Genomic DNA, 19619 nt, shown 5'->3' on the forward strand with positions numbered 1-19619 from the left:
TTGGGTTATTGGGTGAGGGCGTCGAGCATCGCCGACGGTTCTGGGCGTTGAGTGTAATCCGGGTTGACCTCGGCGTAACGAATCACGCTGTCCTGGCCGATCACGTAGCGCGCTGGCATCGGCAGGGTCCAGGCTGGGTCGTCATTGATCAGCGGCAAGTTGTTGCCCAGGGCCTTGTAGAGCTCGATCAGGTAGTCCGGCAGCTGAAAGCGCAGACCGAATGCATCGGCAACGTCGTTGTGGGTATCGCTGAGGATCGGGAAACCCAACTCGGTGATGCGTTCGGATTTACGGCTGTTGGCGGCAGTCTGCGGCGACAGGGCCAGCAGGCTTGCGCCGTGGCCTTTCAACGTCGGCAAAAAGGTTTGCAGCGCTTGCAGCTCCATATTGCAATACGGGCACCACACGCCGCGGTAGAACGTCAGCACCAAGGGGCCGTTGGCCAACAGATCGGCTGAGGACACCAACGTACCGTTGGCATCCTTGAGACTGAACAACGGCGCCTTGTCACCCACCTTCAACGCACGCTGTGCGGCGCCGGACGCGATCAGCTCGGCTGTGGCGCGTTCCATGATCGGATGGATATGCGCTGGCGCGTTGTAGGGAGGCTTGCCGGCTTTGAAGTCAGCACGGAAGGCATCAAGTGTGGCTTGAAGTGTCATGGTGATATTCCCTCAGGAGATGAGCCGAGTTGGCTGGAGGGATAATGGGTGTGGCAGAGCGGGCGAAGAAGCAGGGTAAGGCGCATATGAATTATGCCCTGCTGGAATAAACACCGTTTATTTCCAATATTTAGACATACAGCCGTCACTCCTGTTGAAGCAATCTGTGCTTGAGTAAATATAACTCTAGGGTTACTTTTATCAAGCCAGGCCAAGGAGGCTGAGGTGCAAAGCAGGTTATTGATCAAGGAGCTGCAAGAGGCGGGTTGGGTGCTGGATCGGGTTACGGGCAGTCATCATATTTTCACTCACCGCTATAACCCGTACACGATCCCGGTGCCGCACCCCAAGAAAGACTTGCCCCTGGGCACCGTCAGAAGCATCAGGAAACGCGCCGGGCTGTTTCAGTTTTAAGGAGAGCACTCATGCAATACCCAATGTGTATCGAATGGGGCGATGACTTTACCGCCACCGGTATTCAGATCCCCGATATTCCAGGCGCGGTCACCGCCGGGGACAGCTTCGAAGAGGCGTACAACGCCGCCGTGGAAGTCGCGCACATCATGCTGCAAGAGATCGCCGCCGAAGGCGGGCCGATTCCGATGCCCACCTCGGTGGCTAACCACCACGCGAACGAAGACTACGCCGGGATGGGCTGGGGGATGTTGGAATTGGACATCTCGCCCTATCTGGGCAAGACCGAGAAGGTCAATGTGACCTTGCCCGGTTATGTCATCCAGCGAATCGACCGCTATGTGCGCGAGCACAAGGTCAAAAGCCGCTCGTCATTTCTGGCGGATGCGGCCTTGGAGAAGTTGGTGCGCTCCTAGTCGCGATCAGGCCGTGGCAACGGCCACCGTGCGCGAAGCACTCAGGAACCGCAACAACGCCACCAGTGGGAACGCACTGCCCACCAGCATCACGCCCAGCCAGCCGCCGTGTTCATACACACTGCTGGCAATCGCCGAGCCGAAGGCGCCGCCGATGAAGATGCTGGTCATGTACAGCGCATTCAGGCGGCTGCGGCTGTTGGCGTCGAGCGCGTAGATGGCGCGTTGGCCGAGGACCATGTTCATCTGCACGCAAAAGTCCAGCACCACACCGGTGACGGCCAGGCCGATCACGCTGTACAGCGGGTGCACGAAGGCGGGCAAAAAGCTCAAGGCGGCAAACAGCATCGCCAGCAGTGAAGCGCGGTGCGTGTGGCCGGCGTCGGCCAGGCGGCCGGCGATTGGGGCGGCGATCGCGCCCAGTGCACCGACCAGGGCGAACAACGCGATCTCGCTTTGGCTCAGGCCATGATTGCGTGCCAGCTCAAGCGGCGCGGCGGTCCAGAACAGGCTGAAGGTGGCAAACATGCAGCCTTGGTAGAACGCCCGCTGGCGCAATACCGGTTGCTTGCGCAGCAGCGTACCGAGTGAGCGCAGCAGTTGGCCGTAGCTGGCGCTGTGGTCGGGCTGGCGCTTGGGGATGGTCATCAGCAAGACCACGCTGATGAAGGCCATCAAGGCCGCGGCGGCCATGAACATCGCGCGCCAGCCGAAGTGGTCGGCCACCACGCTGGACACCGGCCGTGCCAGCAGAATGCCAAGCAACAGGCCGCCCATGATGCTGCCAACCACGCGGCCACGGGATTCGGCGGGCGCCAGGTGCGCCGCCAGCGGGATCAGGATCTGCACCGAGACGGAACTGAATCCGATCAACAACGACACAAGCAGGAACAAATTCGGCTGCTCGGTGAAGGCGGCACCCAGTAGGCTGGCGATGGCCAATACGGTGGTGGCGATCATCAGCTTGCGGTTTTCCAGCAAGTCACCCAGCGGTACCAGGAAGAACAGGCCCAAGGCGTAGCCGATTTGTGTCAGCGACACGATCAGGCTGGCCATCGCCGGAGTCAGGCCAATGTCGGGTGCAATCAGTTCGATGATCGGTTGGGCGTAGTAGATGTTGGCAACAATGGCGCCGCAACAGAACGCAAACAGCATCACCATGCCTCGGGTCATGGTGCTTGAAGCGTGTGGGGTAGCGTTCATGGTGTTCTCGTTAAAGCGAAGGAAGATGGCGTGCGAGAGTAAAGACAACCGCACGGCCGGAGTAGGGCGCTATGGGTGATAACACTCATGCCGCAAATTAATGACTGAATCGTTAACTGTTGAGTCGAACGGCAATGATACATTCAGTCACAACTGCCGAAACAGGAAATCCACTTTCATGAAAATTTCGCTGAACAAGATGATCCTGGCTTCAACCTTGGCCGCCGCCATGGCCATCGGGTTGGCCAATGCCGCCGACGCGCCGCGGGTCGGTGTGCGCGGCGCTATTACGGCAATCGATGGCGACGCAATGCACGTCAAGGTCAACAGCGGTGAAGACGTCACCGTGCACCTGACCAAAGACACCCAGGTCCGCGCCGTTACCCTGGCCAAAATTGATGAAATCAAGCCCGGCAGCTACATCGGGTCGGCCGCCATGCCGAATGCCGATGGCACCCTGACTGCCCTGGAAGTTCACGTGTTTCCACCGGCCATGGCCGGCACGGGCGATGGGCACCGTGCGTTTGACTTGAAAGAAGGCAGCAGCATGACCAACGGCACCGTCGGCGACCTGGTGGTCAGCAACGGGCGCACCTTGACCGTGAAGTACAAAGGCGGCGAGCAGAAGATTGTAGTGCCGGATGATGTGCCGATCGTCAACCTGGAGCCAGGGGATCGCAGTTTGTTGAAGCCCGGCGTGAAGGTGGTGATGTTTGCATCGCAGGCGGCGGATGGGACGGTTACCGCTCAGGCGATTTCGGCCGGTAAGGACGGCGTGACACCGCCGATGTAACCGCCAAACACTCAACCAAATGTGGGCGCTGGCTTGCCTGCGATGCAAGCACCTCGGTGTTTCAGGCATTGCGAGGTGATGCTGTCGCAGGCAAGTCAGCTCCCACACTTGACTGCATTTCTTCAGTTAAAGCGGTTTACTGACCGCTGTAGATCTGATCAAAAATCCCACCATCATTGAAGTGGGTTTTCTGCACGGTGCGCCAGTCTCCAAAGGTCTTCTCCACCGACAGGAAGTCGACTTTCGGGAAGCGGTCGGTGTACTTGGCCAACACCGTCGGGTCGCGGGGACGCAGGTAGTTGTTGGCTGCGATTTCCTGACCTTCAGGCGACCACAGGTACTTCAAGTAATCTTCGGCCGCCACGCGGGTGCCTTTCTTCTCGACGACTTTGTCGACCACCGACACCGGTGGTTCCGCCTCGGCAGAGACGCTTGGGTAGATCACTTCGAACTGATCACGGCCAAATTCACGCGCGATCATTTCTGCCTCGTTTTCAAAGGTCACCAGCACGTCGCCAATCTGGTTGGTCATGAACGTGGTGGTGGCTGCACGGCCGCCGGTGTCCAGCACTGGCGCGTGTTTGAACAGTTCGCCAACGAACTTCTTCGCCTTGTCTTCATCGCCGCCGTTCTTGAGCACATAACCCCAGGCCGACAGGTAGGTGTAGCGGCCGTTGCCCGAGGTTTTCGGGTTGGGCACGATCACTTGCACGCCATCTTTGAGCAGGTCTGGCCAGTCTTTGAGGGCCTTGGGGTTGCCCTTGCGCACGATAAACACGGTGGCGGAGGTGAACGGCGCGCTGTTGTTCGGCAGACGGGTGACCCAGTTGTCCGGCACCAGCTTGCCGTTGTCCGCCAGGGCATTGATGTCGGTGGCCATGTTCATGGTGATCACGTCAGCCGGCAGGCCGTCGATCACCGAGCGCGCCTGTTTGCTGGAGCCGCCGAAGGACATCTGCAAGGTCAGCTTGTCGTTCGGGTGCTCGGCTTCCCAGTGCTTTTGGAAGGCGGCGTTATAGTCCTTGTAGAAGTCGCGCATCACGTCATAGGAGACGTTGAGCAGTGTGACGGGGGCAGCCTGGACGGCGCCCGCCAGGGCTAGGCCGGCGGCCAGTAAGGAGGCGCTAACGAGTTTTTTCACTGCTCATTCCTTGTTGTTCGAGAAGGTTGTCGATTGAGTGGGGGCATTTTGCCACCGACTATAGCCGCGCCCGTATAGACGTTTAAAGATTAAAACGAACTTTGCTTATTCCACTTTACGAAACAGGTTGCTGCCACAGCGCGAGCAAAACGCTGCGTTGGGCTCGTGGTTGTCTTTCTTGCACACCGGGCAATCGTGCTGCAGTTGTTCACCGCGCATGGCACTGGCCAACTCGGCGGTAAAAATCCCGGTGGGCACGGCGATGATCGAATAACCGGTGATCATCACCAGCGACGAAATGACCTGGCCCAGCGGGGTCTTCGGCACGATGTCGCCAAAGCCCACGGTGGTCAGCGTCACGATCGCCCAGTAGATGCCTTTGGGAATACTGGTAAACCCGTGTTCCGGGCCTTCGATCACGTACATCAGCGTGCCGAATACGGTCACCAGGGTGCACACGCTGACCAGAAACACCACGATCTTCTGCTTGCTGCCACGCAGCGCCGCCATCAAGTAGTTGGCTTGCTTGAGGTACGGGCTGAGCTTGAGCACGCGGAAAATCCGCAGCATCCGAATAATGCGGATGATCAGCAGGTACTGAGCGTCGCTGTAATACAGCGCGAGGATGCCGGGCACGATGGCAAGTAAATCCACCAGCCCATAAAAACTGAACGCATAACGCAACGGCTTGGGCGAGCAATACAGCCGCAGGCTGTATTCGATGGCGAAGATGACGGTAAAGCCCCACTCGATGTAGGCCAGCACGTCGGCGTAGTTGTCGTGGACGGTCTGGATACTGTCGAGGATCACGATCACAAGGCTGGCGAGGATGATCAGCAACAGGGTGCTGTCGAAGCGCCGGCCGGCCACGGTGTCGCTTTGGAACACCATTACATAGAGGCGCTGACGCCAGTCGTTGTTGCTACGCATAAATCCCGCCCGAATCGAATATCGGGCAAGCCTAGGGGGATTCGAACGGGCTGTCCACGCGGGCTTTGAACATCCGCTGGCTGGCGTGTACCAGCCAGCAGGCGAGGATAAACGGCGCCGTCAATGCGGGCAGGTGCAGGGCGGCGAAACCGGGCGTGAGCATGACCGCCAGAAGGATGCCGAGCAGCGGCTGCCAGGGTCGGCGGCGTGACTGGCTTAACGCCAGCGCGGCCAGCGCCGGGTTATAGCTGTGCAGGCCGAGGAGGGCGCTGGCGGGTTCGTCCAGCCACAGGGCGATCAACACGCCGGTAGCGGCGCCCGTGAGTGCCCACAGCGCGGCGCGGCGGTTGGCCAGCAACAGGCCAAGCGCAATCAGAGCGCCAGCCAACGGCTGGTCCAGCAACATGATTTGTGCGAGCCCGGTGAAGGGCGCGGTGAGCACGTCCAGGGTGTCGGGTTCGGTCAGCGTGAATGTGCTGTCAGGCACTGCGCCGATCAGCAACCAGCCGAGGCCGACAAAGGGCGCGGTGTAGGCGGGCAAGTCATCTGGTGCAGGGGCGTGTTTCAACCATTGCCGCGTGAGCATCGCACTCAGGCCGCCGCACGCCAGGATCAGCGGCGGCAACAACGCCGACCAGGCAAAGTGCTGGCTGATCAGCAAGCCCAGCAGCACGCCGTTGTAGCTGTAAAGGCCCGCTTGGCGTTCGGCCTTGGGATAACCCCGGCGCTGGGCCGTGAGCAAACCGGCGACGCCACCCAATAATGCGCCGCCGAATAAGGCCGGGGCGCCGATCAGGATGGCCAGCAGGCACAGCAAGCCACACAGTGGCTGGCGTTGCAGGAAGATCTGGCTGAAGCCATTGAGCAGGGCTTCGGCCCAGTCGGGGCAGGTTGGGTTGTGCATGGTGGTTTAGTCAGTGAGGCCGAGTCGTCCCCAATCGCAGGCAAGCCCGCTCCCACACTTGATCGGGTTCACAACAATCAAATGTGGGAGCGGGCTTGCCCGCGATGAGGCACTTACAGACGCTAAATCAACGTCTCGATGCGCAGCGAGTTGGTCGACCCCGGCTGCCCGAACGGCACCCCCGCCGTAATCACCAAGGTATCCCCGCGCTGCGCCATGCCTTGCGCCTGAGCAATCTCCAGCGCGGTGGAACACACCTCATCCACCTGGCGCAGTCGATCGTTGACCACCGAATGCACGCCCCACGCCACGCTCAAACGCCGCGCCGTAGAGAGGTTCGGCGTAAGGTTGAGGATTGGCGCCACCGGCCGCTCCCGCGCCGCGCGCAGGCTGGAGCTGCCGGACTCGCTGTAGTTGACCAGCACCGCCACCGGCAGAATGCTGCTGATACGCCGGATCGCGCAGCTGATCGCGTCCGACACCGTGGCGTCCGCCTTGGGCCGGCTGACGTCCAGCTGCGTCTGGTAGTCCGGGCCGTTTTCCACCTGGCGGATGATCTTGCTCATCATCTGCACGGCCTCCAGCGGGTATTCACCCGAAGCGGTTTCCGCCGACAGCATCACCGCGTCTGCGCCTTCGGCCACCGCGTTGGCCACATCCGTCACTTCGGCGCGGGTCGGCGCCGGCGAAAAGCGCATGGATTCGAGCATCTGCGTGGCCACCACCACCGGTTTGCCCAGCTGGCGGCAGGTGCTGATGATGTTTTTCTGGATCTGCGGCACGCTCTCGGCGGGCACTTCCACACCCAGGTCTCCTCTGGCCACCATGATTGCGTCACTCAGCTCAGCGATTTCCTGCAAGCGTTGGACGGCGGACGGCTTTTCGATCTTGGCCATCAAAAACGCCTTGTCGCCGATCAACTCGCGGGCCTCGCGGATGTCTTCCGGGCGCTGCACGAATGACAGCGCCACCCAGTCCACGCCTAGCTCCAGACCAAAGCTCAGGTCGCGGCGGTCCTTGGCGGTCAGTGGGCTGAGTTCCAGCAAGGCTTGTGGCACATTTACGCCTTTGCGGTCGGACAGTTCGCCGCCATTGAGCACGGTGGTGTCGATGGCATCGGCATGCTTGGTGATCACGCGCAGGCGCAATTTGCCGTCATCGAGCAGCAGGTCCATGCCCGGCTCCAGCGCCGCGATGATTTCCGGGTGGGGCAGGTTGACCCGGCACTGATCGCCCGGCGTTGGGTCCAGGTCCAGGCGCAACGCCTGGCCGCGCACCAGTTGCACCTTGCCCTCGGCAAACGTGCCGACGCGCAGCTTCGGCCCTTGCAGGTCCATCAGGATGCCCAGCGGGTAATTGAGCTGGCGCTCCACCTGGCGGATCCACTGGTAGCGTTGGGCATGATCGGCGTGGTCGCCATGGCTGAAGTTGAGGCGAAAGATATTCACCCCGGCCTCCACCAGCTCGCGGATGTCATCGATGCCGTTGGTGGCCGGGCCGAGGGTGGCGAGGATTTTGACCTTCTTGTCAGGCGTCATGTTTGGCAGTCTCAAGAATCAGGATGGCGCGCAAGTCATTGACATTGGTGCGGGTCGGCTCAGTGATGATCAAACCGTCGAGCGCGGCGAAATAGCCGTAGCCATTGTTGTTGTCCAGCTCGTCGCTGGCTGACAGGCCCAGGGCTTCGGCGCGGGCGTAGCTGGTAGGGGTCATGATCGCGCCGGCGTTGTCTTCCGAACCGTCGATGCCGTCGGTGTCGCCGGCCAGGGCGTACACGCCGGGCAGGCCCTTGAGGCTGTCGGTGAGGCTGAGCAGGAACTCGGCATTGCGCCCACCGCGGCCATCGCCGCGCACGGTGACGGTGGTTTCACCGCCGGAGAGGATCACGCACGGTGCCGCCAGCGGCTGGCCGTGCTGCACGATTTGTCGGGCGATACCGGCGTGTACCTTGGCCACGTCCCGCGCTTCGCCTTCGAGGTCGCCGAGGATCAACGGGCTGAAACCGGCCTGGCGCACTTTCACCGCCACGGCTTCCAGTGATTGCTGCGGGCGGGCGATCAGTTGGAAGTGGCTGCGCGCGAGCACCGGGTCGCCGGGCTTGACGGTTTCCGACGCCGGGTTCTGCAGCCAGCTGCGCACCGAGGCGGGCGCGTCGATGCTGTAACGCTTGAGGATTGCCAGGGCTTGCTGCGAGGTGCTTGGGTCGCCGACGGTGGGACCGGACGCGATGACAGTGGCCTGATCGCCCGGCACGTCGGAGATCGCGTAGGTGTAGACCGTCGCCGGCCAAGCGGCCTTGGCCAGGCGCCCGCCCTTGATCGCCGAGAGGTGCTTGCGCACGCAATTCATCTCGCCAATGGTCGCGCCGGATTTGAGCAGGGCTTTGTTGATGGTCTGCTTGTCGGCCAGGGTGATGCCTTCGGCGGGCAAGGCCAGCAAGGCAGAACCGCCACCGGAGAGCAGGAAGATCACGCGGTCGTCTTCGGTGAGGTTGCCGATCAGTGCCAGTACGCGCTTGGCCACCGCCAGGCCGGCGGCATCGGGCACCGGGTGTGCGGCTTCGACCACTTCGATTTTTTTGCACGGCGCGCCGTGGCCGTAGCGGGTGACCACCAGGCCCGAGACGTCGCCTTGCCAGCATTCCTCGACCACGAGTGCCATGGCCGCTGCGGCTTTGCCAGCGCCGATTACGATCACACGGCCGCTGCGGTCGGCGGGCAGATAAGGTTCAAGCACTTGCCGGGGGTGGGCGGCGTCGATGGCTGTGGCAAACAGCTCGCGAAGCAGGTGTTGCGGATCGACCGACATAAGCGGGCTCCCGGGGATTTTTTGTTATTAGATATGCATCAATTTCAGACTTGGAATGCGATCAACTGTGGGAGCGGGCTTGCTCGCGAATGCGGTCTTTCATTCAACATCCATGCTGACTGACCTACCGCTTTCGCGAGCAAGCCCGCTCCCACATTCGACCGCATTTCAAAGGGGGAACGGTGTTTCTTACTTATCGCGAATCGAAAAATTCGCCATATGCTCCAGGCCCTTGATCAGCGCCGAGTGGTCCCAATTGCCGCCGCCAATCGCCGTGCACGTACTGAACACCTGCTGCGTACCGGCGGTGTTCGGCAGGTTGATGCCTAGCTCCTTGGCACCGGCCAGTGCCAGGTTCAAATCCTTCTGGTGCAGGTTGATGCGGAAACCCGGATCGAAGGTGCCCTTGATCATGCGCTCGCCATGCACTTCGAGAATCTTCGAGGAAGCAAAGCCGCCCATCAGCGCTTCACGCACCTTGGCCGGGTCGGCGCCGTTTTTCGAGGCGAACAGCAGCGCTTCGGCCACCGCCTGAATATTCAGCGCGACGATGATCTGGTTGGCGACCTTGGCGGTCTGGCCATCGCCGTTGCCGCCAACCAGGGTGATGTTCTTGCCCATGCTCTGGAACAGTGGCAAAGCGCGTTCGAAGGTCTGCGGCTCGCCACCGACCATGATGCTCAAGGTGCCGGCCTTGGCGCCGACTTCACCACCGGACACCGGCGCGTCGAGGTACTGCGCGCCGGTTTCGTTGATCTTCGCCGCGAACGCCTTGGTGGCGGTGGGGGAGATCGAACTCATGTCGATCACTACCTTGTTCGGCGACAGGCCGGCCGCAACGCCATCCTTGCGGAACAGCACGTCATCGACCTGCGGGGTGTCGGGCACCATGACGATGATGAATTCGGCTTCCTGCGCCACTTGCTGGGGGTTGGCCAGGGCCACGGCGCCGGCGTCGATCAGGGCTTGCGGAGCCTTGCCGTGGTGTTCGGAGAGGAACAGTTGGTGACCTGCTTTCTGCAGGTTCGCAGCCATGGGTTCGCCCATGATGCCGGTGCCGATAAATCCGATTTTAGCCATGATCAAAATCCTCTTTTTATTAGATGGGCATGCCTGTCTCGGGCCTGCCAAACACCGAAGATCTACTGTGGGAGCTGGCTTGCCGGCGATAGCGGCCTGTCAGTTGATAAATAGTTGGCTGATACACCGCCATCGCAGGCAAGCCAGCTCCCACCTTGTTCTGTGGTGTGTCTGTTAGATAGCGTTGTGGGTTTTGAGCCAACCCAATCCCGCTTCAGTGGTGGTCAACGGCTTGTACTCACAGCCAACCCAACCCGCATAACCAATGCGATCCAGATGCTCGAACAGGAAGCGATAGTTGATCTCCCCGGTTCCCGGCTCGTTGCGCCCCGGGTTGTCCGCCAGCTGGATGTGGTTGATCTCACCCAGGTGCGCGGCCATGGTCCGGGCGAGGTCACCTTCCATGATTTGCATGTGATAGATGTCGTATTGCAGGAACAGGTTGGCGCTGCCCACCTGCTCGCGAATCGACAGGGCTTGCGCGGTGTTGTTGAGGTAGAAGCCCGGGATGTCACGGGTGTTGATCATCTCCATGACCAGCTTGATGCCCGCGGCTTGCAGTTTGTCGGCGGCGTATTTGAGGTTGGCGACAAAGGTTTTTTCCACGGTTTGGTCGTCAACGCCTTGTGGCCGGATGCCGGCCAGGCAGTTGATCTGGGTATTGCCCAGCACCTGGGCGTAGGCGATGGCCAGCTTGACCCCGGCGCGGAATTCCTCGACCCGGTCCGGGTGGCACGCCACGCCGCGCTCGCCCTTGGCCCAGTCCCCGGCCGGCAAGTTGAACAGCACTTGGGTCAGGCCGTTGGCGTCCAGTTGCGCCTTGATCTCGGCGGAGCTGAACTCGTACGGGAACAGGTACTCGACCCCCTGGAAGCCGGCATCGGCAGCCGCTTTGAAACGGGCGAGAAAGTCCTGCTCGGTAAACAGCATGGACAGGTTGGCGGCAAAACGCGGCATAGGGTTCTCCTTAATCGAGCAGGGAAATGGCAGTCGGTGCATCGTTGCCGACCAGGGCCAGATCTTCGAATTCGTTGACGGCGTTGATCTCGGTGCCCATGGAAATATTGGTCACGCGCTCCAGAATAATCTCAACAATCACCGGAACCTTGAATTCTTCGATCATTTCCTTGGCCTTGCGCAGCGCCGGGGCGATCTGGCCCGGTTCGAACACACGCAGCGCCTTGCACCCCAGGCCTTCGGCGACGGCCACGTGATCGACGCCATAACCATTGAGTTCCGGGGCGTTGAGGTTGTCGAAGGACAGCTGCACGCAGTAGTCCATTTCAAACCCGCGCTGGGCCTGGCGAATCAACCCCAGGTAGGAGTTGTTCACCACCACGTGGATGTACGGCAGCTTGAACTGCGCGCCCACGGCCAGTTCTTCGATCATGAACTGGAAGTCATAGTCGCCCGACAGCGCCACCACTTTGCGGCTCGGGTCAGCCTTGACCACACCGAGCGCGGCCGGAATGGTCCAGCCCAAGGGACCGGCCTGGCCGCAGTTGATCCAGTGACGAGGCTTGTAGACGTGCAGGAATTGCGCGCCGGCAATCTGCGACAGGCCGATGGTGCTGACGTAGCAGGTGTCTTTGCCGAACACCTGGTTCATCTCTTCGTACACGCGTTGCGGCTTGACCGGCACGTTGTCGAAGTGGGTCTTGCGGTGCAGGGTGGCCTTGCGCTCCTGGCAGTCGTGCAGCCAGGCGCTGCGGTCCTTGAGTTTGCCGGCGGCTTTCCACTCGCGGGCCACTTCAATGAACATCGTCAGGGCGGAGCCGGCATCGGAAACGATGCCCAGGTCCGGGGTAAACACGCGGCCAATCTGCGTCGGCTCGATGTCGACGTGGATGAATTTGCGCCCCTCGGTGTACACCTCCACCGAACCGGTGTGGCGGTTGGCCCAGCGGTTGCCGATGCCCAGCACCACGTCCGATTTGAGCATTGTCGCGTTGCCATAACGGTGCGAGGTTTGCAGGCCGACCATGCCCACCATCTGTGGGTGATCGTCTGGGATCGTGCCCCAGCCCATCAAGGTTGGGATTACTGGAATACCGGTCAATTCGGCGAACTCCACCAGCAATTCGCTGGCGTCGGCGTTGATCACGCCGCCACCGCTGACCAGCAATGGGCGTTCGGCCTGGTCCAGCAGCGCCAAGGCTTTTTCGACCTGGATGCGCGTGGCCAATGGTTTGGCCAGGGGCAGCGGCTGGTAGGCGTCGATGTCGAACTCGATCTCGGCCATCTGCACGTCGAATGGCAGGTCGATCAGCACCGGGCCAGGGCGGCCGGAGCGCATTTCATAGAAGGCTTTCTGGAACGCGTAAGGCACTTGGCCGGGTTCCAGGACGGTGGTCGCCCACTTGGTCACCGGCTTGACGATGCTGGTGATGTCGACGGCCTGGAAGTCCTCTTTGTGCATGCGGGCACGCGGGGCTTGGCCGGTGATGCACAGAATCGGGATCGAGTCGGCCGAGGCGCTGTACAGGCCGGTGACCATGTCAGTGCCCGCCGGGCCCGAGGTACCGATGCACACACCGATATTGCCGGCCTTGGTGCGGGTGTAGCCCTCGGCCATGTGCGAGGCGCCTTCAACGTGGCGAGCAAGGACGTGATCGATGCCACCGACCTTCTGCAAGGCCGAATACAGCGGGTTGATGGCGGCGCCTGGAATGCCGAAGGCGGTGTCTACGCCTTCACGGCGCATCACCAGGACGGCGGCTTCGATTGCTCTCATTTTGCTCATGGTTTTGGTGCCTCTTGCGTTTTGTAATTGTATACAAGTGGTTTTTGATCGAAGTGTATTCACGGCGAGCGGGGCAGGTCAATGCATTTTATAAACTGGCCTTTACGCGGGTCTGGATGGCTTTTTTCGACGTATGGAGCCTTTGTGCGCAAATATTGTATACAAAAAATAATTTCATTGTGTTCTATTTGTTTGATCGAGCTTCTCATCAAACAGACTTCAACCCTTTCCCAATAACAAAAGAAGGACGGCACCTATGAGCGCTTTAACCTTGAAACTCGCCACCCAACTGGCCAGTCAGGCCCTCACCGCAGGCCGCACCATTTGCGCCGCGCCGCTGACCATTGCGGTGCTCGACAGCGGCGGCCACTTGGTCACCCTGCAACGCGAAGACGGCGCCAGCCTGCTGCGCCCGCAAATCGCCATCGGCAAGGCCTGGGGCGCGATTGCACTGGGCAAGGGCTCGCGTTTGCTGGCGTTGGATGCGCAACAACGTCCGGCATTTATCGCGGCGTTGAACAGCCTCGGGCAGGGCAGCGTGGTGCCGGCGCCGGGCGGCGTGTTGATTCGGGATCAGGCAGGGGCGGTGCTGGGGGCGATCGGGATCAGTGGGGATACGTCGGATATTGATGAGCAGTGCGCGATTACGGCGATTGAGGGCGTGGGGTTGTTGGCGGATGCGGGGGTGTCTGCTTGATTTGAGGTGGCAGATAGATTGCCATCGCGGGCAAGCCCGCTCCCACATGAGTATGCATTCCAAATGTGGGAGCGGGCTTGCCCGCGATGGCGGCGACTCGGTCTTCAGTCAAATCCAAATCGCATCCCAAAGCGGATAATCGCCAAACTTCTTCACCAGGCCTGCTCGCAGGGGGTTGGCCACAATGTAGCGGGCTATACCTTCCAGGCTTTCTTCGCGCCGCACGGCATGATCGTGAAATCCAGGTTGCCAAAGACGTCCCTGACGCCCGGCAACTGCATTTACGACTCGAGTGCTTTTGGATTTCACCTGGCGCATCAAGTCGCAAAGGGAACCTTTCTCTAGTGAGATAAGCCAGTGGAAATGGTCAGGCATGACTACCCATGCCAACGACGTTGCCAAGCCTTGGTTCTGGGCGATTCTGAATTGTTGGACAACCAGTCGGCCAAGTTTGAAGTCCTTGAAAATGGGCGCGCGATCAAGGGTGTTGGTGGTGAGTAGGTAAATTCGGTTGGATTCGCTGTAACGACCGATGCGCAGTCGTTTTGATGCGGGGAGATCAGGCATTCCATGGCCTCTTTTCAGATGGTGTTTCGAGAGGCTAGGTGTTGAAAGCAGGGGTTGATCGACAGGCTTTTGGCAGGATGTGTAGGGGAGGGCGCTATCGCGGGCAAGCCCGCTCCCACATTGGCTTTGCGGTGTTCATACAGCGTGTGTCTGGCACAGTTCCAAAGGTGGGAGCTGGCTTGCCTGCGATGGCCATACTGCGGTCTCTCAGTCCGGCTCACACCCCTTAAGCACCAATCGAATAATTGTCTGCGCCGCCGCTTCATAATCGGCCTCATCCAGCTTGGCCTTGCCGGTCACGGCCGATATCTGCCAATCAAAGTCGGCATAGGTCTGCGTCGCCGCCCAGATGCTGAACATCAGGTGATGGGGGTCAATGGCGGCGATCAGGCCGCGATCCACCCAGCTCTGGATGCAGTCGATGTTGTGCTTGGCCTGGGCGTTCAGTTGCTCGACCTGCTGGCTGCTCAGGTGCGGTGCGCCGTGCATGATTTCGCTGGCGAATACCTTGGAGGCGAACGGCAGGTCGCGGGAGATGCGGATCTTGGAGCGGATGTAATTGCTCAGCACTACCGCGGGCTCGCCGTCTGGATTGAACGGCGTGGACGCCGCCAGGATCGGCTCGATAATGCTTTCGAGCACCTCGCGGTAGAGGTTGTCCTTGGACTTGAAGTAGTAATAGACGTTGGGCTTGGGCAGCCCGGCCTTGGCGGCGATGTCGCTGGTTTTGGTCGCGGCGAAGCCCTTGTCGGCAAACTCCTCGCTGGCCGCCCGCAGGATCATTTCTTTATTGCGCTCGCGAATGGTGCTCATAAACCAGGATTTTCCTTGCCAGGACAGGCGGTCGAACATGGTAGCACCGGCTCGACGCAGCGCTCAAGAATGCCGGCGCAGCCCTTGTACGGCGGGCGTTGCAGCTGACTTTATCTGTCTTGATGCTGAACGTATTCACGGTAGTACAGGCACAGGCTGGCCGCGCTGCTAGAGTTCAGAGCAAGGACGCGGCCATCTGGGCCGGCGTTCAGTCCTGTAGTCGGCGTTCGAGTGAGAAACCGTGGAGAAAAGCAGACGACGTACGTTCGCCTGGGTGGTTGGCGCGTTATTGGTGGTGGCGCTGTTGATTGGCCTGGGCATGCATTTGTTTGGCGGCGCCCATAAAGGCAAGCCCGTGTCCCCCGGCGAACCGGTAGCAGCAGTGCCGGTAGCCTTGCAGGATGTGCCGGTGTACATCGACGCCCTCGGCACCGTCACACCCACCCGCAGTGTCACGGTGGTGACCCAGGTCGATGGCATCCTCAGCAGCGTGGAATTCAAGGAAGGCCAGCACGTCAGCAAAGGCCAGGTCATCGCCCGTATCGACGACCGCGCGCTCAAGGCGCAGCTGGCCGTGGCCAAGGGCACCCTGGCGCATGACCAGGCGGTGTTGAGCAATGCCCAGCGCGACCTGGCCCGTTACCGCGACCTGGTCAAAGCCGGCTCCACCAGCCAGCAAACCCTCGATACCCAGGCCTCGCTGGTGCAGCAACAACAAGGCACTGTGGCCGCCGACCAAGGCAACGTACAAAACCTCGACGTGCAATTGAGCTACTGCACCATCACCTCGCCGGTGGATGGCGTGGTCGGTCTGCGCCTGGTCGATCCCGGCAACTACGTGACCACCGCCAGCACTACCGGCATCGTGGTCATCACCCAGATGAACCCGGCCACCGTGGTGTTCGCCGTGCCCGAAGATGACCTGGGCGCCATCAACCAGGCTCTGGCGCGCGGCAGCGTCACGGTGCTGGCCTACGACCGCAACAAGCAATCGTTGCTCGCCACCGGCAGCCTGCTGGCGCTGGATAACCAAGTGGACACCAGCACCGGCACGATCAAGGTCAAGGCGCAGTTCGATGACTCGGGCAATGCGCTGTTTCCCAATCAGTTCGTCAACGCCCGGCTCAAGGCCGACACCTTGAACCAGATCGCCGTGGTCCCGACCCGTGCGATCCAGCACGGCAGCAAGGGCGACTTCGTGTTTGTGGTCAACGGCAACAAGGCCAGCCTGCGCACGATCAAGACCGGCCCGCCCACCGGCGATGTCTCGGCGGTGCTCGACAATGGCGTCAAGGCCGGTGAGCAGGTGATCACCGAAGGCGCCGACAAGCTCGACGACGGCTCGGCGGTGAAGGTCGTCGCCCAGTGAGGAGCCGCCGAGCATGAATATTTCGCGGCCCTTTATCGAACGCCCGGTGGCCACCACGCTGATGATGGTCGCGGTGTTGCTGCTCGGCCTGTTGGGTTACCACTTGCTGTCGGTGTCGGCGCTGCCGGAGGTGGATTACCCGACCATCCAGGTGTTCACCCAATACCCCGGTGCCAGCCCGGACGTGGTCAGCTCGTCGATTACCGCGCCGCTGGAGCGCCAGCTCGGCGAAATGCCGGGGCTCAAGTCGATGAACTCGACCAGCTCGGACGGCGCTTCGGTGGTGACCCTGCAATTCGATTTGTCGCTGTCGCTGGACGTGGCCGAACAGGAAGTGCAGGCGGCGATCAACGCGGCGGGCACCTTCCTGCCGGCCAACCTGCCGTACCCGCCGGTGTACAGCAAGGTCAACCCGGCGGATGCGCCGGTGCTGACCCTGTCGTTGACCTCCGACGTGTTGCCGCTGACCAAGGTCGAAGACCTGGCCGACACGCGCCTGGCACAGAAAATCTCGCAGATCACCGGCGTCGGCCTGGTCACCATCAGTGGCGGCCAGCGCCCGGCGGTGCGGGTCGAGGCCAACACCTCGGCGCTGAACAGCCTCGGCCTTTCCCTGGATGACCTGCGCACCTCGCTCGGTACGGCCAACGTCAACCAGGCCAAGGGCAATATCGATGGCAAGTTCCAGGCCTATTCCATTGGCGCCAACGACCAACTGCAGTCGGCCGAGGAATACCGCGACCTGGTGATTGCCTACAAAAATGGCGCGCCGATTCGCCTGTCGCAGATCGCCAGTTCCACCCAGGGCGCGGAAAACCCTCGCCAGGCGGCGTGGACCAATGACACGCCGTCTATCGTGCTGAATATCCAGCGCCAGCCCGGCGCCAACGTGATCGAAGTGGTCGATCGTGTGCAGCAACTGCTGCCCAAATTACGCGCCAGCCTGCCGGGCACCTTGAAGGTCGCGGTGCTCACCGACCGCACCCAAACCATCCGCGCCTCGGTCACCGATGTGCAATACGAGCTGGGGCTGGCGATTTTGCTGGTGGTGATCGTGATCTTCATCTTCCTGCGCAATATCCCGGCCACGATCATTCCGGCCGTGACCATCCCGCTGACGCTGATCGGCACCCTGGCGGTGGCCTACGCGCTGGGCTTTTCCCTGAACAACCTGACGTTGATGGCATTGACCATCGCCATCGGTTTTGTGGTCGATGACGCCATCGTCATGATCGAAAACATCACGCGCTACCTGGAGGCCGGCGACACGCCGTTGCAAGCGGCGCTCAAGGGCGCGGAGCAGATCGGTTTTACCATCATCTCGCTGTCCATCGCGCTGATTGCGGTGATGATCCCGCTGCTGTTCATGGGCGATGTGGTCGGGCGGTTGTTCCGCGAATTCGCCATGACCGTGGCGGTGACCATCGTGATTTCGGCGGTGATTTCACTGACGCTGACGCCGATGATGTGCGCGCGCATGCTCAAGTCCAAGCATGAAGAGCGCCGCCCGGACTTCTTCGACCGCATCAACAACCACTATGTACGCGGCCTGGATTGGGTGTTGGCGCACCGCACCTTGACGCTGATCTCGGTGGTGCTCACCGCCGCGCTGACCTTGTTCACCTTGGTGATCATGCCCAAGGGCTTTTTTCCCGATCAGGACACCGGCCTGATCCAGGGCATTTCCCAGGCCTCGCCGACCATCTCGTTCCAGCAGATGCAGGTTGAACAGCAACGCCTGGCCGCACGTATCCTCAAGGACCCGGCGGTGCAAAGCCTGTCGTCGTTCGTCGGTATCGACCAGACCAACCCGACCATCAACCAGGGCAATTTGCTGATCAACCTTAAGGCGCGTGGCGAGCGAGACAGCGCCACCGAAGTGATCCGCCGCCTGGCCGATGCGAATGCCGACGACGCCGGCATCCGCCTCTACCTGCACTCGGTGCAGGATCTGACCCTGGACGCCACGGTGTCCACCACCAGTTACCGCCTGGGCCTGCAAGCCACCGACCCGGATGAGCTGGAGCAGTGGACCACCAAGTTGCTGGCCGCGATCAAGCAAGACCCGATGTTCACCGACGTGCAAAGCCAGGCTATGCAGTTTGGCAACCAGATCAAGCTGACCTTCGACCGCGCCACCGCCTCGCGCCTGGGGATTACCCCGCAGGCTATCGACGATGTGCTCTACGACGCGTTTGGCCAGCGCCAGGTCTCAACCATTTACACCCAGCTCAACCAGTACCACGTGGTGATCGCCACCGACCACCCGCCGCGCAATTTGCCGGACTTGCTCACCGGTTTGTACGTGGACATTCCCGGCGGTGGCGTGGCGCCGCTGTCGAGCATGGCGACCCTGGAGGTGGTGCGTTCGCCGGTCACCATCAACCGCCTGGGGCAGTTTCCCTATGCGGACGTGTCGTTCAACCTCGCGCCCGGCCAGACGCTGGGCGCGGCGGTGACGCGGCTGCAGGACATTGAAGCCAAAGTCGGCCTGCCATTGTCGGTGCAAGCCAATCTTGAGGGTGCGGCGGCGACGTTCCAGGCATCGCTGTCCAACCAGGTGTTTCTGGTGTTGGCGGCCATCGTGGTGGTGTACCTGATGCTGGGCATTCTGTACGAGAGCTTCGTGCACCCGGTGACCATCCTCTCGACCCTGTTGTCGGCGGCCCTCGGCGCGTTGCTGGCGTTGCTGGTGACGGGCACGCAGTTCGACATCATCGGCCTGATCGGCATTGTGTTGCTGATCGGCATCGTCATGAAAAACGGCATCATGATGGTCGACTTCGCGCTGGAGCTTCTACGTGAGGGCGGCTTGAGCCCGGTGGAAGCGATTCGCCAGGCGGCGGAACTGCGCTTTCGGCCGATCCTGATGACCAGCATGGCCTCGCTGTTCGGCGCGGTGCCGTTGGCGCTGGGCACCGGCATCGGCTCGGAGCTGCGCCATCCGCTGGGCATCGCGATCATCGGCGGGCTGTTGCTCAGCCAGTTGCTCACGCTGTTTTCCACGCCGGTGATCTTCCTTGCCATGCACGGCCTGGGGCAGCGTTTCAGCCGTCGTCCGGTGGCGCTGGAATGATGC

Annotated in this window: 18 protein-coding genes; 6 read left to right on the top strand and 12 right to left on the bottom strand. The window is 61.3% G+C overall.

What is annotated here, in order from left to right; all coding sequences use genetic code 11:
* Nucleotides 1-5 precede the first annotated feature (5 nt).
* Nucleotides 6-662 (bottom strand): peroxiredoxin-like family protein, encoded by a 657-nt coding sequence (locus AB5I78_RS09280; RefSeq protein ID WP_262206091.1) that lies wholly within the window; start codon nt 660-662, stop codon nt 6-8.
* Between the two features lie 225 nt (nt 663-887).
* Between AB5I78_RS09280 and AB5I78_RS09285 the strand changes: the two genes are divergently transcribed.
* Nucleotides 888-1076 carry a type II toxin-antitoxin system HicA family toxin gene (locus AB5I78_RS09285; RefSeq protein ID WP_065901605.1) on the top strand — a complete coding sequence of 63 codons (189 nt, stop codon included), beginning with the start codon at nt 888-890 and terminating at the stop codon, nt 1074-1076.
* An 11-nt stretch (nt 1077-1087) separates the two neighbouring features.
* A complete protein-coding gene (locus AB5I78_RS09290) occupies nt 1088-1492 on the top strand; it encodes a type II toxin-antitoxin system HicB family antitoxin (RefSeq protein ID WP_159955072.1) in 405 nt (134 codons plus the stop codon).
* 6 nt (nt 1493-1498) lie between these two features.
* Here AB5I78_RS09290 and AB5I78_RS09295 read toward each other — a convergent pair whose 3' ends face one another.
* Nucleotides 1499-2695: an MFS transporter gene (locus AB5I78_RS09295; RefSeq protein WP_242193729.1), complete on the bottom strand. Its 1197-nt coding sequence runs from the start codon at nt 2693-2695 to the stop codon at nt 1499-1501.
* Between the two features lie 178 nt (nt 2696-2873).
* On the opposite strand from AB5I78_RS09295, the gene AB5I78_RS09300 reads away from it, so the two are divergent.
* The gene (locus tag AB5I78_RS09300; protein ID WP_145165032.1) at nt 2874-3488 is read left to right on the top strand and encodes a DUF5666 domain-containing protein; all 615 of its coding nucleotides are present in this window, start codon (nt 2874-2876) and stop codon (nt 3486-3488) included.
* Between the two features lie 136 nt (nt 3489-3624).
* Here AB5I78_RS09300 and AB5I78_RS09305 read toward each other — a convergent pair whose 3' ends face one another.
* The 8 genes from AB5I78_RS09305 to gcl all read right to left on the bottom strand — a co-directional run bounded on the left by AB5I78_RS09305 (nt 3625) and on the right by gcl (nt 13094).
* A complete protein-coding gene (locus AB5I78_RS09305; protein WP_262206088.1) occupies nt 3625-4629 on the bottom strand; it encodes a sulfate ABC transporter substrate-binding protein in 1005 nt (334 codons plus the stop codon).
* Between the two features lie 105 nt (nt 4630-4734).
* A complete protein-coding gene (locus AB5I78_RS09310; RefSeq protein ID WP_262206087.1) occupies nt 4735-5559 on the bottom strand; it encodes an ion transporter in 825 nt (274 codons plus the stop codon).
* A gap of 31 nt (nt 5560-5590) precedes the next feature.
* Nucleotides 5591-6463: an urea transporter gene (locus AB5I78_RS09315; RefSeq protein ID WP_369300493.1), complete on the bottom strand. Its 873-nt coding sequence runs from the start codon at nt 6461-6463 to the stop codon at nt 5591-5593.
* A 122-nt stretch (nt 6464-6585) separates the two neighbouring features.
* A complete protein-coding gene (pyk, locus tag AB5I78_RS09320) occupies nt 6586-8001 on the bottom strand; it encodes a pyruvate kinase (RefSeq protein ID WP_369300492.1) in 1416 nt (471 codons plus the stop codon).
* Nucleotides 7991-9271, bottom strand: coding sequence for a glycerate kinase (locus AB5I78_RS09325; protein WP_369300490.1), 1281 nt, complete (start codon nt 9269-9271; stop codon nt 7991-7993). Before AB5I78_RS09325 ends, pyk begins: the two co-directional genes overlap by 11 nt.
* A 189-nt stretch (nt 9272-9460) precedes the next feature.
* Nucleotides 9461-10351: a 2-hydroxy-3-oxopropionate reductase gene (locus AB5I78_RS09330; protein WP_145165023.1), complete on the bottom strand. Its 891-nt coding sequence runs from the start codon at nt 10349-10351 to the stop codon at nt 9461-9463.
* A 174-nt stretch (nt 10352-10525) separates the two neighbouring features.
* Nucleotides 10526-11308, bottom strand: a complete 783-nt coding sequence (hyi, locus tag AB5I78_RS09335; protein WP_242193717.1) for a hydroxypyruvate isomerase — start codon at nt 11306-11308, stop codon at nt 10526-10528.
* A 10-nt stretch (nt 11309-11318) separates the two neighbouring features.
* Nucleotides 11319-13094, bottom strand: a complete 1776-nt coding sequence (gene gcl, locus AB5I78_RS09340; RefSeq protein WP_145165019.1) for a glyoxylate carboligase — start codon at nt 13092-13094, stop codon at nt 11319-11321.
* Between the two features lie 256 nt (nt 13095-13350).
* On the opposite strand from gcl, the gene AB5I78_RS09345 reads away from it, so the two are divergent.
* Nucleotides 13351-13791 carry a heme-binding protein gene (locus AB5I78_RS09345; RefSeq protein ID WP_106576758.1) on the top strand — a complete coding sequence of 147 codons (441 nt, stop codon included), beginning with the start codon at nt 13351-13353 and terminating at the stop codon, nt 13789-13791.
* Between the two features lie 108 nt (nt 13792-13899).
* Here AB5I78_RS09345 and AB5I78_RS09350 read toward each other — a convergent pair whose 3' ends face one another.
* On the bottom strand, nt 13900-14358 hold the full coding sequence (locus AB5I78_RS09350) for a transposase (RefSeq protein ID WP_145165017.1): 459 nt from the start codon (nt 14356-14358) through the stop codon (nt 13900-13902).
* A gap of 207 nt (nt 14359-14565) precedes the next feature.
* Nucleotides 14566-15171, bottom strand: coding sequence for a TetR/AcrR family transcriptional regulator (locus AB5I78_RS09355; protein WP_145165015.1), 606 nt, complete (start codon nt 15169-15171; stop codon nt 14566-14568).
* Nucleotides 15172-15412: 241 nt separating this feature from the next.
* Here AB5I78_RS09355 and AB5I78_RS09360 point away from each other — a divergent pair, with 241 nt between their 5' ends.
* Both AB5I78_RS09360 and AB5I78_RS09365 read left to right on the top strand, forming a co-directional pair.
* On the top strand, nt 15413-16540 hold the full coding sequence (locus tag AB5I78_RS09360) for an efflux RND transporter periplasmic adaptor subunit (RefSeq protein ID WP_369300489.1): 1128 nt from the start codon (nt 15413-15415) through the stop codon (nt 16538-16540).
* 13 nt (nt 16541-16553) lie between these two features.
* On the top strand, nt 16554-19616 hold the full coding sequence (locus tag AB5I78_RS09365) for an efflux RND transporter permease subunit (RefSeq protein ID WP_369300487.1): 3063 nt from the start codon (nt 16554-16556) through the stop codon (nt 19614-19616).
* Nucleotides 19617-19619 lie beyond the last annotated feature (3 nt).

Origin of the sequence: Pseudomonas sp. N2-3-1-14, from assembly GCF_041228395.1 — a bacterium.
Classification (GTDB): domain Bacteria; phylum Pseudomonadota; class Gammaproteobacteria; order Pseudomonadales; family Pseudomonadaceae; genus Aquipseudomonas.

What these genes read in the sequence shown, in the direction of transcription:
- AB5I78_RS09280 (WP_262206091.1), bottom strand. Translation starts at nt 662, where the DNA reads ATGACACTTCAAGCCACACTTGATGCCTTCCGTGCTGACTTCAAAGCC.
- AB5I78_RS09290 (WP_159955072.1), top strand. Translation starts at nt 1,088, where the DNA reads ATGCAATACCCAATGTGTATCGAATGGGGCGATGACTTTACCGCCACC.
- AB5I78_RS09295 (WP_242193729.1), bottom strand. Translation starts at nt 2,695, where the DNA reads ATGAACGCTACCCCACACGCTTCAAGCACCATGACCCGAGGCATGGTG.
- AB5I78_RS09300 (WP_145165032.1), top strand. Translation starts at nt 2,874, where the DNA reads ATGAAAATTTCGCTGAACAAGATGATCCTGGCTTCAACCTTGGCCGCC.
- AB5I78_RS09310 (WP_262206087.1), bottom strand. Translation starts at nt 5,559, where the DNA reads ATGCGTAGCAACAACGACTGGCGTCAGCGCCTCTATGTAATGGTGTTC.
- AB5I78_RS09315 (WP_369300493.1), bottom strand. Translation starts at nt 6,463, where the DNA reads ATGCACAACCCAACCTGCCCCGACTGGGCCGAAGCCCTGCTCAATGGC.
- pyk (WP_369300492.1), bottom strand. Translation starts at nt 8,001, where the DNA reads ATGACGCCTGACAAGAAGGTCAAAATCCTCGCCACCCTCGGCCCGGCC.
- AB5I78_RS09325 (WP_369300490.1), bottom strand. Translation starts at nt 9,271, where the DNA reads ATGTCGGTCGATCCGCAACACCTGCTTCGCGAGCTGTTTGCCACAGCC.
- AB5I78_RS09330 (WP_145165023.1), bottom strand. Translation starts at nt 10,351, where the DNA reads ATGGCTAAAATCGGATTTATCGGCACCGGCATCATGGGCGAACCCATG.
- hyi (WP_242193717.1), bottom strand. Translation starts at nt 11,308, where the DNA reads ATGCCGCGTTTTGCCGCCAACCTGTCCATGCTGTTTACCGAGCAGGAC.
- gcl (WP_145165019.1), bottom strand. Translation starts at nt 13,094, where the DNA reads ATGAGCAAAATGAGAGCAATCGAAGCCGCCGTCCTGGTGATGCGCCGT.
- AB5I78_RS09345 (WP_106576758.1), top strand. Translation starts at nt 13,351, where the DNA reads ATGAGCGCTTTAACCTTGAAACTCGCCACCCAACTGGCCAGTCAGGCC.
- AB5I78_RS09350 (WP_145165017.1), bottom strand. Translation starts at nt 14,358, where the DNA reads ATGCCTGATCTCCCCGCATCAAAACGACTGCGCATCGGTCGTTACAGC.
- AB5I78_RS09355 (WP_145165015.1), bottom strand. Translation starts at nt 15,171, where the DNA reads ATGAGCACCATTCGCGAGCGCAATAAAGAAATGATCCTGCGGGCGGCC.
- AB5I78_RS09365 (WP_369300487.1), top strand. Translation starts at nt 16,554, where the DNA reads ATGAATATTTCGCGGCCCTTTATCGAACGCCCGGTGGCCACCACGCTG.